At 62.9% G+C, this 19293-nt stretch carries 17 protein-coding genes; 10 read left to right on the forward strand and 7 right to left on the reverse strand.

From position 1 onward, the window contains the following. Positions 1 to 5: 5 nt before the first annotated feature. On the reverse strand, positions 6 to 1211 hold the full coding sequence (locus ACWTV3_RS07040) for a mechanosensitive ion channel family protein (RefSeq protein WP_498477461.1): 1206 nt from the start codon (positions 1209 to 1211) through the stop codon (positions 6 to 8). A 96-nt stretch (positions 1212 to 1307) separates the two neighbouring features. Here ACWTV3_RS07040 and ACWTV3_RS07045 point away from each other — a divergent pair, with 96 nt between their 5' ends. Together ACWTV3_RS07045 and ACWTV3_RS07050 are read left to right on the forward strand one after the other, a co-directional pair. Next, complete coding sequence (locus ACWTV3_RS07045; protein WP_498477462.1) at positions 1308 to 2690, forward strand: DUF2254 domain-containing protein; 1383 nt, start codon at positions 1308 to 1310, stop codon at positions 2688 to 2690. A 70-nt stretch (positions 2691 to 2760) separates the two neighbouring features. After that, positions 2761 to 4227 carry an MGDG synthase family glycosyltransferase gene (locus ACWTV3_RS07050; protein WP_498477463.1) on the forward strand — a complete coding sequence of 489 codons (1467 nt, stop codon included), beginning with the start codon at positions 2761 to 2763 and terminating at the stop codon, positions 4225 to 4227. Between the two features lie 22 nt (positions 4228 to 4249). On the opposite strand, the gene ACWTV3_RS07055 is transcribed toward ACWTV3_RS07050, so the two are convergent. After that, positions 4250 to 6478: a beta-glucosidase family protein gene (locus ACWTV3_RS07055; protein WP_498477464.1), complete on the reverse strand. Its 2229-nt coding sequence runs from the start codon at positions 6476 to 6478 to the stop codon at positions 4250 to 4252. Positions 6479 to 6708: 230 nt separating this feature from the next. Between ACWTV3_RS07055 and ACWTV3_RS07060 the strand changes: the two genes are divergently transcribed. The 3 genes from ACWTV3_RS07060 (at position 6709) to ACWTV3_RS07070 (ending at position 8926) form a co-directional block, all read left to right on the forward strand. Further along, positions 6709 to 7563: a tail fiber protein gene (locus ACWTV3_RS07060; protein WP_498477465.1), complete on the forward strand. Its 855-nt coding sequence runs from the start codon at positions 6709 to 6711 to the stop codon at positions 7561 to 7563. A gap of 64 nt (positions 7564 to 7627) precedes the next feature. Next, complete coding sequence (locus ACWTV3_RS07065) at positions 7628 to 8092, forward strand: GNAT family N-acetyltransferase (RefSeq protein ID WP_498477466.1); 465 nt, start codon at positions 7628 to 7630, stop codon at positions 8090 to 8092. A gap of 93 nt (positions 8093 to 8185) precedes the next feature. Next, positions 8186 to 8926, forward strand: a complete 741-nt coding sequence (locus ACWTV3_RS07070; protein ID WP_498477467.1) for a sulfite exporter TauE/SafE family protein — start codon at positions 8186 to 8188, stop codon at positions 8924 to 8926. 122 nt (positions 8927 to 9048) lie between these two features. On the opposite strand, the gene ACWTV3_RS07075 is transcribed toward ACWTV3_RS07070, so the two are convergent. Beyond that, entirely contained in the window at positions 9049 to 10548 is a 1500-nt protein-coding gene (locus ACWTV3_RS07075) for a catalase (RefSeq protein WP_498477468.1), read from the reverse strand. A 76-nt stretch (positions 10549 to 10624) separates the two neighbouring features. Continuing rightward, entirely contained in the window at positions 10625 to 11074 is a 450-nt protein-coding gene (locus ACWTV3_RS07080; RefSeq protein WP_498477469.1) for a Fur family transcriptional regulator, read from the reverse strand. Between the two features lie 123 nt (positions 11075 to 11197). Between ACWTV3_RS07080 and ACWTV3_RS07085 the strand changes: the two genes are divergently transcribed. Continuing rightward, on the forward strand, positions 11198 to 11443 hold the full coding sequence (locus ACWTV3_RS07085) for a type II toxin-antitoxin system ParD family antitoxin (RefSeq protein WP_498477470.1): 246 nt from the start codon (positions 11198 to 11200) through the stop codon (positions 11441 to 11443). Next, on the forward strand, positions 11440 to 11760 hold the full coding sequence (locus ACWTV3_RS07090) for a type II toxin-antitoxin system RelE/ParE family toxin (protein WP_498477471.1): 321 nt from the start codon (positions 11440 to 11442) through the stop codon (positions 11758 to 11760). The genes ACWTV3_RS07085 and ACWTV3_RS07090 overlap by 4 nt, the downstream gene beginning before the upstream one ends. Positions 11761 to 11916: 156 nt before the next feature. On the opposite strand, the gene ACWTV3_RS07095 is transcribed toward ACWTV3_RS07090, so the two are convergent. From ACWTV3_RS07095 to ACWTV3_RS07105, 3 genes are all read right to left on the reverse strand, one after another. Next, a complete protein-coding gene (locus ACWTV3_RS07095; protein ID WP_498477472.1) occupies positions 11917 to 12471 on the reverse strand; it encodes a hypothetical protein in 555 nt (184 codons plus the stop codon). A gap of 37 nt (positions 12472 to 12508) precedes the next feature. Further along, on the reverse strand, positions 12509 to 14506 hold the full coding sequence (locus ACWTV3_RS07100; RefSeq protein WP_498477473.1) for a primary-amine oxidase: 1998 nt from the start codon (positions 14504 to 14506) through the stop codon (positions 12509 to 12511). Positions 14507 to 14611: 105 nt separating this feature from the next. Next, positions 14612 to 16093 carry an APC family permease gene (locus tag ACWTV3_RS07105; protein ID WP_498477474.1) on the reverse strand — a complete coding sequence of 494 codons (1482 nt, stop codon included), beginning with the start codon at positions 16091 to 16093 and terminating at the stop codon, positions 14612 to 14614. Between the two features lie 220 nt (positions 16094 to 16313). Here ACWTV3_RS07105 and ACWTV3_RS07110 point away from each other — a divergent pair, with 220 nt between their 5' ends. The 3 genes from ACWTV3_RS07110 (at position 16314) to ACWTV3_RS07120 (ending at position 19261) form a co-directional block, all read left to right on the forward strand. Next, positions 16314 to 17846, forward strand: coding sequence for an APC family permease (locus tag ACWTV3_RS07110; protein ID WP_498477475.1), 1533 nt, complete (start codon positions 16314 to 16316; stop codon positions 17844 to 17846). Continuing rightward, complete coding sequence (locus tag ACWTV3_RS07115; protein WP_498477476.1) at positions 17839 to 18606, forward strand: IclR family transcriptional regulator; 768 nt, start codon at positions 17839 to 17841, stop codon at positions 18604 to 18606. Before ACWTV3_RS07110 ends, ACWTV3_RS07115 begins: the two co-directional genes overlap by 8 nt. 73 nt (positions 18607 to 18679) lie before the next feature. After that, the gene (locus ACWTV3_RS07120; protein ID WP_498477477.1) at positions 18680 to 19261 is read left to right on the forward strand and encodes a hypothetical protein; all 582 of its coding nucleotides are present in this window, start codon (positions 18680 to 18682) and stop codon (positions 19259 to 19261) included. Positions 19262 to 19293: the final 32 nt, after the last annotated feature.

Raw genomic sequence — 19293 nt, forward strand, 5'->3', positions numbered from 1 at the left:
CGGAGTTAGTCCTTGGGGTGAGTGTCCTGCGGCCCCGTGCGGGTCGCGTTATCAGGAACATTATCTTGCACGGGGATGGCGCCGGTGAATTCTTGACGGCGAGCATCCGCTTCAGCGCTACCGCTGAAGAGGCCCCGGTTCTGAGGCGCCGTCGACGACTTGGTGCGCCCCGCAGCTTCGTTCTCGACCATGAGCACGCGCGTGCGCGGCAGCGCGGCGGGGTTCTTGGCCTGCAACCAGGTGACCATTTCTTCGCGAACGTGAGTGCGCAGATCCCACAGTGCGCCGGAGTCGGCAGCGCTGATCAGTACGCGTACCCGCACAAAACCGCCCTTGGCATCCACGACTTGGATGTTGGCGGTGCGGCCGTCCCACAGCTCAGTGCGCTCGACGACCTTGCTAAGGCGCTCGCGCATCTGGTCGATGTTGACGCGCCAGTCGAGGTCGAAATTGACTTCGCCGAGGAGCTCGGTGGCGTTACGCGTCCAGTTCTGGAATGGCGTGGTCGTGAAGTAGGTGGAGGGCAGCACGAGGCGGCGCTGATCCCAAATGCTCACGACGATGTAGGTGAGGGTGATTTCTTCGATGCGGCCCCACTCGCCATCAGCGATCACGACGTCATCCACGCGGATGGCGTCGCTGAAGGCGAGCTGCATTCCCGCGAACACGTTGGCGAGCGCCGACTGCGCGGCGATACCGGCTACGACGGAGACGAGGCCAGCAGAGGCGAGAACACTCGCGCCGAGGGCTTGCGCGCCCGGGAGGGTCAGTAACACAGCTCCGATAGTGAGGATGACGATAACGGCGGCAAGTACGCGACGAATCAATTGCACCTGGGTGCGCACTCGACGCGCCGCCCGGTTGTCGGGGACATCGGTGGGATAGCGGGCAATGGTGCGATTGAGGAGGAGGTTAATGATGGCAATCAGCAACCAACCGCTCGTCGCGATGACGGCGATGAGGAAGCCCTGATTGACGATAGGTCGCAAATCTTCGACCGGCAGGGTGATCGAGATCGCGGCCCAGGTAGCAAGCAATGCCATGAGCACCCGCAAACGCTGTCGAGTTTGAGCGAGGGTTTGGTAGACCCCGGGGTGCAGGCGCGCGATTCCCCGCACAATGAGGGAGATCACTCCGATGCCAATGACCACGGCAACGAGCGCAATTAGTACGGCTACAGCAAGGCCCAGCCACGATACCCATTCAAACAATCGAGTGATTTCCTTTCATTCGCGTTGTTCCACCCTAGGGGCAGGCACCACAACGAAGCCTGACGTGATTAACTAGGGCGATTCGAGGGGGATGTGATGAGCGAGCTGGCAACACAGAGTGCGCGTCGTAATTCCCTGCGCCGTTGGGTCGCCACCCTGCGCGAGGGCATCGCCGCCGAGCTCTGGCCGCTGCCCACGATCTCCATTCTTCTCGCGGTGATTTTGGGGATCGTCTTGCCCCTCGTCGACCGCGCCGTCGATGACTCCCTGCCTGCGCTGTTCGAACGCATCCTGTTCGCCGGTGGGCCCGAGAGTGCCCGCGCTGTACTCTCCGCTATCTCGGGTTCACTGATCACCGCGACCTCACTCACCTTTTCCCTCACCGTCGTTGCTCTGCAATTGGCAAGCAGCCAGGCGTCACCGCGCGTGCTGCGCACCTTCCTCAAAGACCAAACCGTGCACTGGACTCTCGCGGTGTTCGTCGGCACTTTCGCATACGCGTTGACGGTGTTGCGCACGGTTCAGGACGGCGATGACAGCATCGACCCCATCGTGCCGCGCTTTGCGGTGACGTTGGCTTCGCTCCTGACCTTGGCAAGCGTTGTCATGCTCACGCTGTTTCTCGCGCACCTCGCGCGGCAGCTGCGCATTGAGACGACGATGCGGCAGGTTTACCTCGAGACCAGCAAGACAATCGAGCTCGTGGCATCCACCATGGCCACCGGCGAAACGGAACTGCCCGAGTGGCCGCCCGCTGAACGCATTGAGCTGAGCCTCGCGAAGCGCTCCGGGTTCATTCGGTCAAGCGACCGTTCCCGGCTGCTTACGATCGCGATCAAGTACGACATCGTGGCGCGCGAAGAACACACCGTCGGTCATCACGTGGTCAGCGGCACCCCGGTGCTGCGCTGGTGGCCGCGCGACCCCCTGCGCCATCTGGATGACGAAGAACGCGCCACCATCAACAGTGCGTTGGTCGGCGCCGTTAGCCTCGCTTACGAGCGCACGGCCAGCCAAGATATTGGTTTCGGCATCCGGCAGCTCGTCGACATCACGGCGCGCGCCCTCTCCCCCGGAGTCAACGACCCGACGACGGCCGTGCACACGCTCGGCCATATTTCGGCGACGCTGTGCTCCCTCGCGGATCTTGAGATTCAATCGCGCGGCCTCACCGATGACGACAACGTCGTGCGCGTGATCATCAAGCCCCACGATTTCGTGAACCTGCTTGATATCGCACTGACTCAGCCACGACGTTATGGCGCGAGTGACCCCGGAGTGGTGGAGCGTTTGTACCAACTGCTGCAGGAGGTCGGATACCGTGCGCAACGCACCGTGCAGTCCGAAGCGGTGGCGGCGCAGATCGACCGGCTCGACGCATCCGTGGCGGCAGAAACGTACGACGCTGTGGAGCGCGAGCGGTTCGCACGCTTCGCCGAGGCTGCCCGCGTCGCGACCTTAGAGCATCGCTGGCTCTAGTTAATTTGCCGGGAACGATACGGCACACACTCTGGCCCGAGCCGCACCGGGCTCGACTATCATTTTCTCCATGCCAGAGACCCTCCCCGCTGATTCCCCCACCGCCGGAGGAGAGCGGGTATTGATCTTGTCTGCTGGTGTCGGGTCGGGTCATAACAGCGCCGCCGCGGCGGTGCGCCAAGCGTGCGATGCGCGCCCTGATGTCGCCGAGGTGAAGGTGCTCGACGTACTTCAGGTCAGCAGCACTCTGTACCGCGACGTGCTGGGCAAGGGCTACTTTGTGCTCGCCAAAGGATTGCCCTGGCTACTCGAATGGGCCTACGACGTGAGCGACGCGCCGTTTTGGCGTCGCGGACCGATCGACCCCTGGACTCAGGCCAACTCTCTTCCCGTGATTCGGGAGATCAAACGCTTTCAGCCGACCGCGATCGTCAGCACCCACTTTCTCCCCGCCCAGCTCATGGCCACGCTGCTCATGCGCGGAGTCATCGATGCCAAAACAGCGGTCGTGACCACCGACTACGATCCTCAAGGCCTCTGGCTCACCAGCGCCTTCCACTCGTTCAACGTGGCGCGCGAGGAGGGCAAGATCGAGCTGTTGGCGCTTGGCCTGCCCGCTGATCGCGTGGCAGCCACCGGCATCCCGATCAGCTCATATTCGGATGCCGAACCCGACCGCGTCGACCATGACGTGCCCCATATCTTGATCTCTGCGGGCGCTGCGGGCGGGGACTACGCCGTCGCTGCGGTGCGGCAGACGCTGCATATGCGCTCAGCCTTCACAGCCACCGTCGTGTGCGGGCACAACGAGGAGACTCGTGACGACATTGAGAAGCTCGTGGGCACCGACGATCGCTTCCACGTTCTCGGGTTCACGACTGAGATGCCCGCACTTCTGAGAAGCGCCGACCTTTTCATCGGCAAACCGGGCGGGCTATCGGCTTCCGAATGCATGGCGGCAGGGTTGCCGATGGTGCTCGTGAACCCCATCCCGGGGCAAGAGGTTCGCAACGGCGACTACCTGATGGAGCAGGGTGCTGCTGTTCGCTGCAATGACGTCACCACGCTCGGCTGGAAGATCGACCAGATCCTGCGCGAGCCCGGCCGCCTCCAACGGATGCAAGCGGCCGCGAAGAAAACTGGCCGGCCAGATGCCGCAGCAGACGTTCTTACCGGCCTGCTCGATGGCCCGCGCCGCCCGATTGTCGTGACCCGAGACGCTCAAAAAGCTATTCTTGCCGCCAGCGAAAAACGACTGGTGGCCAGCGATCTGCGCGGAGATTCCGCTCTGGTTCGACTGACCGACCCCACGGACAACAGCACGGTTGCACTACTGAAAGCAGACGAACTGAAAGACCTGCAGAAGCGCTACGCGTCGACCGAGGGGGAACTCGTGCTCCGCCCCGATCAGACACTCGCGTCGCTTCGCTGGGAGGGCCGCCGCTTGATCCGGGCCGTTCTGCGCAACGACGACTCCCTGCGTGTTCGCATTGACGCGCTTCCGCAGCCGACGCCGCGAGCGCAGTTGCAGCCCTAGTGCTCGTCGCAGCTGTCATCCGCTAGTCAGAGATAGGGCGCAACGGCACCGCGCCAGTCCAGCTCGACGGGCTGTGCTGAGCGGCTAGTAGCGCCCACTCACCTGACCGCGCGCTCCACTGTCGAGTTATCGGATCCCGCCGCAACGTTGGCCCCGCATCGAGCGCAATCTGCACGGTCGAGCTCGCCCCGCTCGGCACCGTGACTTTCTGAAAGCCCACTAGTTGGGCTACCGGGTGTTCGGCCGCCACGTCAGCGGCATACAGCTGAACGACCGTGGAGCCATCGCGGTTGCCCGTATTGGTGACGAGAACGCGAGCGGTACCGCCGTCGGCGGCGAAGGTGTGGTCGAGCAGCTCGTGCGTGATGGTCGTGTAGCCCAAGCCAAATCCGAAGGGGAAGGCGGGAGTGCTGCCGGTGGCATCGAGGTGACGTTGACCCCAGGCGTCGTCATAGACCACCGCCTTCGCTGCGCTGTCGAACGAGGGTAACTGCGCGGCGTCACGCGGTATGACGAACGGCAACCGGCCTCCGGGTTCGGTGTCTCCCGTGAGCATGCTCGCGAGGGCATGCCCACCCTCCATACCGCCGTACCAAGCAAGAACCAGCGCCGGGATGCGATCCCGCCACTCGTCGGTCACGATTGCACTGCCGCCGACCAGCACCACCACCGTGCGCGGGTTGGCTGCGGCCACGGCTCTGATGAGACTCGCGTCCGAAGGACGAAGTTCGAGCGAGCTGCGATCGCCGCCGCGAACGAAGCGTGCCGCGAGGTGTGCCAGTCCGGTGAAAATGCGGCGAGACAGGCCGGAGTTGAAAGCGCGACCGAGAATTCCCACATCAACTCCGCCGGTGACAACCGACTCCCCCTCGTCGTGCTGGTCGAGCCCGACGACGACGATAGCGATCTCTGCCTGCGCGGCGAGTGTCGCGGCGGCGCTCTCATCCTTCCCGGTGGCGGACGTGATGTGGGCCGCGGGGAACGCTTCGCGCACTCCCTGCAGCGGGGAAACAGTGGATGGCGGACGAACGCGCGAGGAGCCGTGGTCGCCTAGGTTCGCCTCGTCAGCGAGGCGGCCAATAACGGCGAGCCGGCGCGTGGTGCGCGGCAACGGAAGCAGCGGAGTCTCATCAACAGCGTCGTTCTTGAGCAGCACGATCGACTCGGCGGCGGCGTGGAAGGCGAGAGCCCGGTGCGCGGGAGACGCGATGGCAGTCCGGCTCGGCTCCTGCTCGTCCCGCGTGGCCGCATGCAGAATGCTGGTGCGCAGGATGCGGTGGGCCGACTGCAGCACGGTCGCGCGGTCGAGCTGCCCGCTTCGCAACGCCGCCGGCAGAGCACGAGCCCGCAGCATCCGCAGCGGCATCTCGATGTCCATTCCGGCTTCGAGGCTCGCGACGGCATCGTGCGTACCGAACACCCAGTCGCTCGTCACGAAGCCGGTGAATCCCCACTCGTCGCGCAGTACGTCTGTCAGCAGGGCGCGGTTGACATCCATATACTCGCCGCGCACCCGGTTGTAGGCGCTCATGATCGAGTCGGCTCCGGCATCCACCGTCGCCTTGAAATGGGGCAAATACACTTCGTGCAGGGCGTGGTCGTCGACGGCGACATCCACCTCGAAACGTTCGTTCTCCATGGAGTTGAGCGCGAAATGCTTGACGCACGCCATCGTGTGTACTCGAACACCGCGGGTGAGGGCCGACCCCATCCGGCCGACGAGTACCGGATCTTCGCCGTAGCATTCCTGCGCGCGCCCCCAGGCCGGATGCCGCAGCAGGTTCACGCACACCGATGCCGAATAGTTGGCGCCCCGAGCGCGGGTCTCGGTGCCGATTGCCACCCCGACGCGCTCCTCAAGCTCTGGGTCCCACGTTGCCGCCCGCGCCATTGTCACGGGGAACGCCGTAGCCGCGCCAATCACGACGCCGCGAGCACCGTCGCTGAAGCGGATGCCGGGAATGCCGAGCCGCGAGACTGCACCAGCCACGAAGGGGCGCCGCCCGAGCAGGGCCGGGATGAAGGGCAGGAGTCGCCGGGGAGAGTCACCGTCGAGCAGGCCGAGCAGTTCCTTATCGGACAGCAGGCTGACGAGCTGGGCAGCAGCAGCATTCGCATCGATCGTGGCGGCGCGCACAGCAGCCGCTGCTTCCTCGAAAGCGTGGGCCGAAGCCCTCACTACGACGGGTTCGACTGCGACACTGTTTGGTTCTTCGCCCCCGCGCTGCCCACCGCCGTTCGCATTCATCATGCTTCGAATTCTGCACCCTGTAGCTGTGTTCACCCAGCATGGCAGGCAGGTAGATCGCCTGCCGCACCCCCACACTGGGGGGCGAGACCACTTAGTTTAACTGAGAGAACTTCGTTATGTTTGTATCAACCCGTGACGCATTACTGCGCTTCTCCTATGTCTGGATCTCCTCTTTGCCTTTAGCACCCCGCACCCCGTCCCGTTCACTTCGATTGTTTGCAGGAGCGGCCGTGGCCGCCGTCATGCTTGCCGGCTGCACAAGCCAGGGCAGTTCTGCGGATGCACTGCAGAAGGCCTGCGTTGACACCACCGCCTCGGCAATCAAGCTCATTGACGCCGGCGACTCGTGCGGTGCCGGTTTCGTCGAAGCAGTCTTCATGACCGACGCTGCCGCGAACGGCGTCGACGGCGCTGACGGGAAGAACGGCGCAGACGGCATCGATGGCACTGACGGCGCTGACGGCGCTGACGGGCTCAACGGCGCGACGGGCGCAACCGGACTCACCGGAGCCGACGGAGGTACCGCGCTCAGAGGACCGACGGGAGCCACCGGCGCCGCGGGTGCAGACGGCACTGACGGTATCGACGGTATCGACGGCGTTGCAGGACTCACCGGAGCGACCGGCCCCATCGGCCTCACCGGAGCCGCAGGCCCCATCGGCGCCACAGGCCCCACCGGCGCTGACGGCCCGGTCGGCCCGCAGGGACCTCAGGGTGACACAGGACTGACAGGCCCAACCGGGGCAACAGGAGCTGCCGGCGCGACCGGCGCGACCGGCGCAGCCGGCGATTCTGCGCTCTCCTACCGCTTCGGAAACGACGTTGGTGTCGCGGGTGACGCCGGAACCTACGACTGCTATCTGGGCACCCTCTCATTGACAGCATCAAGCTACGCCGGTGAAGGCATCGTGGCCGATGGGCGTCAACTATCAATTGCAAACAACTCCGCGCTATTCGCCCTCTTGGGGACTACCTACGGCGGGAATGGTACAAGTCACTTCAACATTCCTGACATGAGCGCGGTCACGCCTAACAATATGACGTGGACACTCTGCGACGTAGGGATTTTCCCGAGTCGCCTCTAATCACCACTAGCAGCGTCGTCGACACTTGGCGAGCTCCGTGTGGCACGCAGACTAGAATTCTGACGTGGAAGACACTTACGAACTCGAACTCCGCAGCGTTCCCTTCGAACACGCCGACTCGGTCATGCTGCGTTCAGCGCAGCGCGCTGAGCTCACCGCACGGTACGGAACCGAAGACAGCGAACCCGGCGTCAAGCCGAACGCGGATTCCGTCGTGGTGTTCCTCATCGCCTACGTCGACGGTGTTCCGGCCGGGTGCGGCGGGCTCCGTCAACTCAGCGAAGAGATTTTCGAAGTGAAGCGGATGTACGTCACGCCTGCTCAGCGCGGCACTGGCATTGCGGTTGCGGTTCTCACAGGACTCGAGGAGTGGGCTCGCGCCCAGTCGGCGACGACCCTCGCCCTCGAAACCGGAACCGCCCAACCCGACGCAATGCGCTTTTACGAGCGCGAGGGCTACACACGCATCGAGAACTTCGGTGACTACGTGGGCGAAGAACTAAGCGTCTGCTACGCCAAAAATCTGTAGCCGGGCCAGCATCGCCACTGTCTCGCGGCGGCGAGCCGCACTCTGAGCCTGCTCCGGTCTGGCGCAGCCCCGGCATCCGCTTAGGCTAGGGCGGTGCTCGCTCTTGTCGCTCTCGCCGTCGTTATAGGAGCACTCTCTCAACGCATCACCGGCATGGGGTTCGCGCTCGTAGCGTCGCCGCTCATCGTGATTCTGCTCGGCCCCTTCGATGGCGTGCTCGTCGTGAACCTGTGCGGCGTGGTCTCGTCGCTGCTCATCATCCCGCGCGTCTGGCGCCATATCGAGTGGCGCACTTTAGCGTGGCTGGCGATCCCGGCAGTCGCGGCCATCATCCCGGGCTCGCTGCTCGTTACCCGCCTTCCCGGCTCCGTGCTGCAGCTCAGCGTTGGCGTGCTCGTGATCGTGGCTCTCACCGCGACGTTGCTCATCACGCGCGCGGAACATATCGTTCCGGCCCGCCCGGCAGCAATTTTTGCGGGCGCGGCATCCGGTTTCATGAATACGGCGGCGGGCGTCGGTGGCCCGGCCCTCAGCATCTACGCGGTGCTGATGCGCTGGCCGCAAGTGAACTTTGCGGCCACCCTGCAGCCGTATTTTGTGATTGTGGGCTCGTCTGCGCTCATCACGAAAACCATTTTCTCCGGCGGAACATTACCCGATTTGGATGCCGCCAGCTGGATTCTCATCATCGGCTCACTGCTCGTCGGGCTCGCGCTGGGTGAAGTGCTCGCTCGCCACATCAGTCATCGAGCAGCTCGCATCGCGGTCATCATCGTGGCCTACCTCGGAGGAACCGTCGCGATCATCGATGGCGCTCTCGCCCTCGCTCGTTAGCGTCCGGGCGCTTGCAGAGCATGCCTTTTCGCTGCCTAACGCACGGATGCCCAGCCCCTAACGTTCAGGGACCAGGCATCCGGTGTCCGGCTTCGCGTTAGCGCTGCCGATCTCACTCAGTGTTACTCGGCGGGGCCGACTCCTACGGGATCGGCTTCTTCGTTGGCGGTGTCGCCGTTGCCGGGAACGGTCTTGCGCAGGGTGGCGCCGAGTTCGGCATCCACGCTGCCCCAGTACCAGTAGAAACGCTCGAGGATCTCGGGGATCGTGATGCCACGGCCCTGTCCGGTGAGGGTTTCGATGAAACGAGCCTTCGACTCTGCCGAGAAGACGTCGCGGTAGAGCGTTCCGGCCTGGCCGAAGTCGTCGTCTTCGGAGTGCAGGGTCTGAGCGCTGCGCATGAGTTCGCCGTCGCTTGCCCAGCCGCCTTCGCCAGCAAGCTCGGGCTGAGCTGCGGGGCCACCGAACGAGTTCGGCGTGTAGACGCGGTCAGCAGCGTCACCGATCTTGTAGTTCATGGCTCCTTCGTGCTGGTAGTTGCGCGCTTCGGAGGCGTGAGGCTGGTTGACGGGGAGCTGGTTGTAGTTGGCTCCGATGCGGTTGCGCTGGGCATCCGGGTAGGAGAACACACGCGCCATCAGCATCTTGTCGGGGCTGATGTCGGTGCCGGGAACCATGTTCGACGGCGAGAACGCTGACTGCTCGATCTGCGCGAAGAAGCTCTCCGGGTTGCGGTTGAGCGTGAAGTGGCCCACCGGAATCAGCGGGTAGTCCTTGTGCGACCAGGTCTTGGTCATGTCGAAGGGGTTGAAGCGGTAGGTCTTGGCTTCTTCGTAGGGCATGACCTGAACCGAGACGTCCCACGTGGGGAAGTCGCCCTTGGCGATGGAGTCGAAGAGGTCGCGACGGTAGTAGTCGGCGTCTTCGCCGGCGATGCGCTCGGCATCCGCGGCTTCCATCAGCTCTACGCCCTGGCGGGAGTGGAAGTGGTACTGCACCCAGAAGCGCTCTCCGGCAGCGTTGATCCACTGGTAGGTGTGCGATCCGTAGCCGTTGATGTGGCGCCACGACTTGCTGAGGCCGCGGTCACCCATGAGGTACGTGACCTGGTGGGCGCTTTCGGGCGAGAGGGTCCAGAAGTCCCACTGCATGTCGCCGTTGCGCAGGCCGGAGTCGCCCATGCGCTTCTGCGAGTGGATGAAGTCGGGGAATTTCATGGCGTCGCGGAGGAAGAACACGGGGGTGTTGTTTCCGACGATGTCGTAGTTGCCCTCGGTGCTGTAGAAACGCAGCGCGAAGCCACGAACGTCGCGCCAGGTGTCGGGCGAACCCTGTTCACCGGCTACGGACGAGAACCGCAGAATCGTTTCGCTCTTGGCACCCTTTTGGAAGACGGCGGCCTTCGTGAACTGCGAGACGTCTTCGGTGACGACGAACTCTCCGAATGCTCCACCACCCTTGGCGTGAGGGTTGCGCTCCGGCACACGCTCACGGTTGAACGAGGCAAGCTTCTCGACCAGAAAACGGTCGTGAAGTGCGGTGACGCCATCGGGACCCGTGGTGAGCGAAAATTCGTCGCTCGCAATGGGTGCGCCGGCCTGGGTTGTCGTGGGTTCAGTCACGATGTCTCCTTTGTGTGGGGTGATTAGTGGCGAATTGAAGAGTGGGCGACAGCGTAGACAGCTTTGTCTCTGTTGTTCAGTCTGCGCTCTTTTGCTTGAGAGCGTTCTGGCAATCGGGGCAAACGCCCCAGAAGTTCACTTCGGCGGTGTGCACGGTGAAGCCGCCGGCGTCGGAGGGTGTGAGGCACGGCGCATGACCGACGACGCAGTCCACGTCACGCACAGCGCTGCATTTGGTGCACACGATGTGGTGGTGGTTGTCGCCAGTGCGGCGTTCGTAGAGAGCGGATGACCCTGCCGGTTCGATCTTGCGCAGCAAGCCCGCCGTCGTGAGCGCCGCCAGCACTCCGTACACCGCTTGGAGGGAGGTACCGGGCACGCTCGGCAGCACAGCCCCGAAGATCGTGTCGGCATCGGAGTGCGGGATCTGGGTGAGGGCGGTCAGCACAGCGACGCGCGGCTCGGTCACTTTGAGACCGGCCTCTCGTAAGGTGTCGGCGAGCGCCGCATCCGTCACTGTTTGCATGCTTCGAGGCTAGCAGTTGTTTTGAATAACTCAAGACAACTTGCGGTGAATTCGTAGCTCTCGTCGCGACCGGAGACTCTAAGAACCGATGACAAACTTTGCCATCGCGCGTACAGTGAAGGAATGGCAACGATGAATGTGTCCCTCCCTGATGCCTTGAAGCAGTTCGTTGAAGAACAGGTGAGCGAGCACGGGTACGGCACGAGTAGCGAGTTCGTGCGCAACTTGATCCGGCATGAGCACGCTCGCACGCAACTGCGTGCACTCGTCGTGGAGGGGATGACGTCGGGGCCAGGATCCGAACTCGATGATGCGTACTTCCACCAACTTCGTGAGCGAATCAACAACCACAGCGTCGACACCCCGTGACGTCCCGCCGCGTCGTCACGACCAGACGCGCCGACAAAGATATCGACTCTGCCGTGGAGCACTACCTAGCAGAGGGCGTCGCTGACGCCGCACTGGCGTTTGTTGATGCGCTAGAGAAGGCACGCGACCTACTCGGGTCGCAACCGTCGATCGGGTCGCCGCGGTTCGCCGTCGAGCTAGGCATGCCGGAGCTTCGAGGGCTTGCGTTGCAAAAGTTCCCCTACGTCGCGCTCTACACAGCTGACTCCGATGCAGTGCGCATCCACCGCATCCTTCATACTCGGCGGGATATCCCCACGGAACTCTCCGAACTATGATGCGACGCGTATGCAGCGGCGGGAGAACAGGCACGGAACGGTCGAAGTTTTCACTCTGACGACGCCCCCTCGGTCAGCGGCGCATCTCTGCGCCCGTAGAGCGGATGCCGCGGGTGACCGTCCTTGGTGACTCCGAGTGTGTGCAACTGCGGCTCCTTACGCCAGCAGCGCCAGCGCCATAAGCCCGGCAGCCCCGCCCATGCTCAGCACTTCGACGCGCGCGAGCAGCCCGGGCGATCGCTGCGTTAGCCGCAGCGACCGCTCGAACCACACGGTGAAAATGACGTACCCGGCCATGCCGCCCAACAGTGGCGGCATGAATGCCACCCCGTGGTTGTGGCTTTCGCTGGTATCGACGCCGCCCGAACTCATCGCCATGATCATTCCTGCCATCAAGACGAGACCGAGGGCCGAGTGCAGCGCCATTAGCCCGGAGGGATGCGCCGCATCTGCCCCTGCAGCCGTTGCCGCCGAGCGAGCCGAGCGGGAGTTGGGTCGCGCGCCGAACCCGACGAGCATCCCCGAGACGAGAAGCGCCATCACCCAGACCAGCGGATGAAGCAGCCCCCACGAGAGCGATACATCCAGCATCGCCGCGAGCATCACAATCGCCGCAAAAGACTGCAGCTGCATTCCGGTACGCCGCGCACCTACGGTGCAACACGTGCCGAGCGCCGCCGGCAGCAGGGCCGCCACGTGCAAGGTTTCCACTGTTTTCCGCTTCCGCTCTCGCTCTCCTCGCCGCTCCCTAGTGGCCGTGCTCGCTATCGTGGTGGGCGCAGTGGTCACCGTTTTCTTGGGCCGGGGCAGGGATGTTGAGTGCCGGGTTCATGCCGAAGAAGCCGTTGGGCTTGAGGGTGAACTTGGCGTAGTCCATGGGCATGACGGGCCAGTCTTCCATCCGGGGGAAGTGGGTGAGACCGAAGGTGTGCCACACGACAACATCTTCGGCTTCAACCGAGGCGTCATCCGCAATGTATTTGGCAATGCCGTCGCCTCCCGGGTTCTGGTGCACGAAGTCGCCGGCCGCATACCTTTCGCTTGGGTCGTACTTCGTCACGTAGAGATGCTTGGTCGTGAACAAAGCCCGCTTCGCAATAGATGACGACTCGTCTGCCATCAAGGTCGGGCTCTCCTGGGGGTAAAGAACGTACGACGTGGGGCGTCCAGTGCGGTTGACCTTGTCTGCGCTTGAAATCTGCCAAACACGGGATGCCGCACCGTTAGCAACTCGGCCTGACTCGCCTTCCGAGCGGATGCGGGTGACTTGCTTCGTGAAGGCGTTGCCGTATTCATTGCCCGGCCCCATCGGCACGCGCACGGCGTCAATCTCATCCACGCTGTTGGCTACACCGTCGACGGTCATGTCGAGTCGTACCGAAAAGAGGTGCTGGTGATTGGGGCCACCGAGGCCCGGGGCAACTTCCGAGGCGTAAGGGTAGTCCGAGCCATCCGCTTGCAGTCCGGGATACGCCGACGTGAAGAGGATGCCCGTGAGCTTGGACTCGCATTCGATGGTGCCGTCGAGGTACAGGTACCAGTAGAAGCCGTAGTCGTAGTTTCCGACTGTGGTGAAGAAAGAGATGACGAGTCGACGAGAGCGCCGAACTTCAGAGGCGCCTGTGAAGAGATCGGTGTGCTTCCATAGGGTGCCGAAGTCTTCCTCGTGCATGCAGATGCCGTTCTGAACGACCTTGGGGGAACCCAGCTCGTCAGCGAAGACCGCGTCAAAGTACTTGATCTCGCCAACACAGTCGCAGCCGAGGGCGAGCGAGTTCGTGTAACGACCGAACAGGTACTCGCCGGTGTCGAAGTAGTTCTGCCAGAAACGGTTGGGCTGGGGGTCGGCGTAGGGAACCACCATTTCGCTAATCGACCCGCGATACATGATTGGGCGGTCGACACCTTGGTCGGCAAAGCTGAGGTTGCGCATGATGAGGCCCTCGCGCATGTCGAACCCGATCTGGAATTTCCAGTTGCCCCACTCGACCTGTTCACCGTCGACGAGATAGCTGGGACCTTCCGGTTGAGTGATGACAATCGGCTTGAGCGAATCGAGCGGCGGTCCCTGCACTGCCGGGTCGTCGTAATTGCCACCCTCGGCGGGGATTGGATAAACCTCGTTGTCGACAATGCGCGTCACTTTCATCGCGGCAATGTCGACGTAGGCGGCGAGGCCGTCAATCGGGTGCGCCCAGACGTGGTCGCCCACGTAGTCCGAGCGGAACGCGAAGATACGCAAAATACGGCGGCCCTCCTCTTCAGGAAAGTTGTAGTAGCCGGAGGAGAGCGGCACAACTTCGACATCATTTACGGTGACACCACGCTTCGCAAGAGCCGCGATCCAGCCTTCGTCTTGCGCGACGATGTCGCCAACGAGCTCGAATTCCGTATCGAGAATGGGCAATTGCCCCGCTGAGCCGTCGAGCACCGTCGTTGAGATGACGGCTCCCAGTCCCAACGAAATAATGTTGTCGCTGGAATGGCCGGTTGCAAGATCAAGCAGCATGACGCGCGCTTGGCGGTCAGGCATCTCCCCGCCCTCTGCCTCCCACGCTTTCACGTCATTCTTCGCGGGCTCCTCGAGACCGACATAAACGAAACGAGTGGTCGTGGTGAAGAAATCCACCGTCGAGGCGATGTCGCGAATCGCGGTGATCTCTTCGGTGCTCAAGCTACTGAGAGGATGCTGCGGCGCAGTCGAATTGTGGTGGGCCAAGACTGATTTGTCGTTCGTGATCGTCATTCGATTTCCTTCACTTGCGGGGGATGGGGATGATGCGTGCGTGCCGGGGTGGAGCGCCGGACCAGTGCACAGGGTTGTCCAGTGCGGCGCTCCAGCCCGAACGGATCAGGCGTCGATTGAGTCGATAATCGATTCGTAGGTCGCAGGCTTGCTGCGCTTGAGGATGATCGCTTGGACTAGGCCGACGGCGGGAGCGATCACGATCAGCAGAAGGAGCAGCACACTCACTCCGCCGAAGATGGGAGCCCCTTCTGAATTGACGTCTCCGACCATGATCGGGAAGTAAGCAATGATGATGGCGGCGCTGGCGATCAGACCTACTAGGCCCAGCACCGGCGCAAGCTTGGTGTTCCACACTCGCGAGTCGCGCTTCGTGCGGGCGAAGTACACAATGACCGCGACACTCGTGAGTGCCATCAAAATAGCGATGGCTAATGTCGCGACGCCAGCGAACCAGGTGAAGACCTGCACCACGGGGTCAAGCCCGAAGAGCGCGAAAATCGTAATCAGGGTGCCTGCTGTCGCCGTCTGCACGAGAGAAGACAGATGCGGCGACAGGTGCTTGGAGTGCACTGAGGCGAGGCGTTCCGGCAGCACACCCGTGTTCGACATCGAGTGCTGGTAACGCGTGATGACGTTATGGAACGAGAGTACACACGCGAACATCGCCGTGATCAGCAAGATGTTGACGATGATCTCGCCCGCGACACCGAGGTACTGAGCCACGGTGACCAGGATCATGGCACCAGGGTCTTGGGCAGCGACATCCACCACATTCTCCGGCCCCCAGGCCATGATGATCGCCCAGCTGGCGACCGTGTAAAACACGCCGACACCGATGACTGCACTGTAGGTCGCGATGGGGATCGTGCGGTCAGGGTCTTTTGCTTCGTCACGGAATACCGCAGTCGCTTCGAAGCCGATGAAGGCGGCAATGGCGAACATGAGGCCGACGCCAGGCGAACCACTGACGATGTTGGTTGGGTAAAACGGTTCGAGGGTGAGCCCCGCCGCACCGCCCGAAGCGACAACGGCAATGACGAGCGCGATAACAATGCCGACCTCGGAGATGAGGAAGACGGCCAGCACTTTGGACGAGAGGTCGATGTGGCGGTACCCGAGCACTCCGACCACCGCAACTACTAGCAGAGAGAAGACCCACCACGGAATCTCCGGGCCGCCCAGCGACATCGCCGTCACGCTGAGGATGTAACCCACATAACCGTGCACCGACACCTGAATGGCGGTGTAGGTGAGCATCGCGAGCCACGCACTCGCCAAGCCAGCCGGGCGACCAAGGCCGTAGCCGACGTAGGTAAAGAATGCTCCCGGCTTCGGAACGTGACGGGCCATGGCAGAGAGGCCGACAGCAAAGAGCAACAACACTGCACCGGAGATGACATACATGCTCGGAAAGCCGACACCGTTACCGATGAGGATGCCGAGTGGCACCGCTCCTCCGACCACAGTCAGCGGTGATGCAGCAGCAACAACCATGAAGACGATCGCTGCGATTCCAAGCTTTCCAGACAGTTTCGGTTTAGCTACCGTGGCGGTGGCGGTAGGGGGTGTTCCAGTGGCGGTCATTGCTGTCGTCCAATCAATCGGGAGAGGGGAATGGTCGTAGAGACACTCTGCCGAGGCTGGATTGCGGCGCTGTCACCGTGCGGTAAAAACATCCCTCGCGTGAATGAGACGAGGTTCTACTGTTGTCTCATTTGGGCTTACCTGCCTGAAACATCTCGGTCTCGCTGCTGTAATCGATCACCGCTAGAGTCGTCGAATCTCGGCACTCTAGGAGCACGCGATGTCAGCACTTGAACGCGCGATCGCGCAGCGCCACCCAGTTCATGGCTTTAGCCGTGAGTCGCCACTTCGCGGCCTCGATCGCCGCAGCATCGGTTTCGTGGAGGTACTTGCTCAATCGGTATCGGCCATTGCCCCGGCGGCAGCCGCCACCACCATGCCGCTGTTGGTCGCGAGCATCGCCGGATCAGCCACGGTCTTCTCGATCGCTACCGCCGGCCTTCTCGCACTGCTGGTTGCCTTCACCGTCAACCAATTCACGCGCCGGATGGCCGCCACGGGTTCGCTCTACACCTTCGTAGCAAAAGGATTCGGCACTGACCGCGCGGGCACCACGGCGACGCTAGCAACGAGTGTTGGCATGCTCATCGGCTACAGCTTCATCGCGATGTTCGCTTTGGTCGGAGGCACCTACTACGTGTCGATCGTTCTCGCGAGAGTGATTCCCGGCCTCATCGGCTCACCACTTGCGACGGCCGGGATCATGGTGGTCTTGGCCAGCATTGTGCTGCTGGTTCTCGCCCGCGGCATCCGACTCTCCTCGAGAGTGACGCTCATGGTGGAGACGCTCTCGGTCGCGGTGCTGCTCATCCTTATTATTGCGCTCTTGATTCAGATCGGGCCTTACACGGACTGGTCGGCGGTCACTCGTCAGTCCTTCGCAGGTTCGACCGGGTCGTTTTCTGGAATCGCAGTCGGCGCGGTGTTGGCGCTCACCGCTTATGTGGGCTTCGAAAGTTCAGCAGCTCTGGGCGTCGAGGTGCGACGCCCGTTTAGAAACATCCCTCGCGCGTTGGTCTGGACCGTTCTGGGCTCCCTCCTCTTTTACTTACTCGCCGCGACCGCTCAAGTGATGGGCTTCGAGGTGCTCGGAGCCGACTTCAGCCAGAGTGCGTCGCCGGTCAATGAATTAGCAGAAGGATTCGGGCTCGGTTCCTTTGCCCTTGTTCTCGATATCGGAATCGCGGCATCGTTTCTGGCCTGCACGATCGCGTCAACTACCGCGCTTGCGCGAGTGCTGTTCTCGCTTAGCCGCGACGGAATTCTGCCGCGCCGGCTCGGCTCCACTCATCCAAAACTCCACACACCGCTCTTTGCGATCGGAGTTTCGTTGCTCGCCGTGACCGTCGTGCCGCTGGCGTTCGTGCTCGTAGGTGCCGGCATCTGGAACACCATGCAACTGCTGCTGGTCGTCGCTGCGGCGGGCTACATTACGGCCTACATCCTGGTGTGTTTCGCCGCCCCCGCATTCTTGAATCGAATCGGCGAGCTCAGCATCCGACCGCTGCTTACTGCGCTGGTAGCGGGGCTCTCGCTGACTGTCGCCTTCCTCGCCTACCTGGCCGTTGAAGTAGCGGGCGAACGTGCACTCGCCGTCGCGCTCTTTGTGGCGGTCATGAGCGTGGGGACTGCCGTTTTACTGCTGCGAGTTCGCAGGAACCCACGCCTCGCCCTCACCATCGGCAACTACGACGAACCCACCGTGATCGACGTACTCGGCGGCACCACACAGGCGAAGCAGGCGAGTGACTGAATCGACCCCGCCCGCGGCACCCGAGGCGACGCGCAGGCGTGGAGCCGTCGATGGCCTGCGCGCACGCCAGCCCGCTGCTGTGCACAGCGCGCTGGGGGTTCTTGAGGCGGTAGCCCAACACGGTGCGGGAGTCAGCGCCCGTGAGATCTCCGAAGCTCTCGACTTACCCCGCGCCACCACCTATCGACTGCTCAACCTGCTCGTGCAAGACGAATATCTTGTGCGCACTCCCGATCTCCGCGGATTTGCCCTCGGCAGCAAACTGGCCCAGTTCGGCCGCGCAGTGATGCCCCCAGCTCCGCCGCGCGCCGCTCGCGAAATCGTCTCTGAGCTTCGCAGCAGCATCCGCGCCGGCGTTCATCTTGTGCGCTACGACGACACGCACATCGTGCTCAGCGACATCGATCCAGACTTTCCCCTCAGTCACCCCGAACGCATCAGCAGAGAGCTCGACTGCTCAGCGATGGGCCGCCTCTTGCTCGCCGAACTCGGCCACGACGGCCATCCATCGTGGGCTGTCGTGCGCCCCGCATCAAGCATCCACGCCATCACCGAACACGTCACCCGCAGCGGCTACGCGATGCAGAACGGGGAGCTGCAACAAGGGCACGGCTGCATCGCCGTAGCCATCCGCGACGATCACGATGCGCTCGTGGCGGGCCTCGCCGTCTCGATGCCCGGTGTGCGCGTCGACAGTCCCACCGCCGTGGTCGCGTCATTGCAGAAAGCTGCGCACGGGTTGGCGCCGTTGCTGTCGTAGGGAGCGAGAACTCGCCGCTGTCTTATTCGGCCATCATCTAGTTAGAATCACCTTCGAAGCGTAAGGTGAGCAAATGCCACGTCTACGCAGTGTCTTCGCCTTGTCGGTCAGCATCGCGTTGCTGGCGGGGTGCGCGGCGGTAGCGGATGACGGCACTGTCGCTCCGGAAACATCGCTATCTACTTCCTCTTCTCCTGCGGCCGTGAAGGTGGATGCTGCCGCCGTCGCGAAGGCAGACTCGTGGCTCGATGGCGCGGTCCTGCCGCCCGATGCCGTCCCCGCCGAAAGCGCTCCCGGAGCCACACCTCCGTTCGCCCACTCGTACTATGCGTGGCCGTGCTCGCCCATGGAGACGCGGACGGGATACTGGATAATCACGGGGGCCGACGTTGTCGATACCGCGAACTGGCTCAAAGAGCATCCGACCGCTGGGCTAATCGACCCCGGGGCGCTACCGCTATCCGGCGGGCCGGAAATAGACAGCGCGACCCTCGGCAATGTTCCGGAACAAGAGTCCCTCGAAGGCATCGCCTACACCGTGAACCGCACCACTGACGGAGTGTCCGTGCGCGCGGAAATCGGAGTCTTCACGGAAGACACCGTCTGCCCAGAACCTCCCGACGGTGGACGCTGGGGAGGGCCAGGCCAGGGTTAACTGCTCCGGCTTCGCAGGTAGCCCTCGACCAT

The organism is Salinibacterium sp. AL4.1 (assembly GCF_059767305.1).

Bases quoted from the DNA above. Each gene is read 5' to 3' on its own strand.
- ACWTV3_RS07045 (WP_498477462.1), top strand. From the start codon at position 1,308: ATGAGCGAGCTGGCAACACAGAGTGCGCGTCGTAATTCCCTGCGCCGT.
- ACWTV3_RS07085 (WP_498477470.1), top strand. From the start codon at position 11,198: ATGGCAACGATGAATGTGTCCCTCCCTGATGCCTTGAAGCAGTTCGTT.
- ACWTV3_RS07050 (WP_498477463.1), top strand. From the start codon at position 2,761: ATGCCAGAGACCCTCCCCGCTGATTCCCCCACCGCCGGAGGAGAGCGG.
- ACWTV3_RS07120 (WP_498477477.1), top strand. From the start codon at position 18,680: ATGCCACGTCTACGCAGTGTCTTCGCCTTGTCGGTCAGCATCGCGTTG.
- ACWTV3_RS07110 (WP_498477475.1), top strand. From the start codon at position 16,314: ATGTCAGCACTTGAACGCGCGATCGCGCAGCGCCACCCAGTTCATGGC.
- ACWTV3_RS07080 (WP_498477469.1), bottom strand. From the start codon at position 11,074: ATGCAAACAGTGACGGATGCGGCGCTCGCCGACACCTTACGAGAGGCC.
- ACWTV3_RS07100 (WP_498477473.1), bottom strand. From the start codon at position 14,506: ATGACGATCACGAACGACAAATCAGTCTTGGCCCACCACAATTCGACT.
- ACWTV3_RS07105 (WP_498477474.1), bottom strand. From the start codon at position 16,093: ATGACCGCCACTGGAACACCCCCTACCGCCACCGCCACGGTAGCTAAA.
- ACWTV3_RS07055 (WP_498477464.1), bottom strand. From the start codon at position 6,478: ATGATGAATGCGAACGGCGGTGGGCAGCGCGGGGGCGAAGAACCAAAC.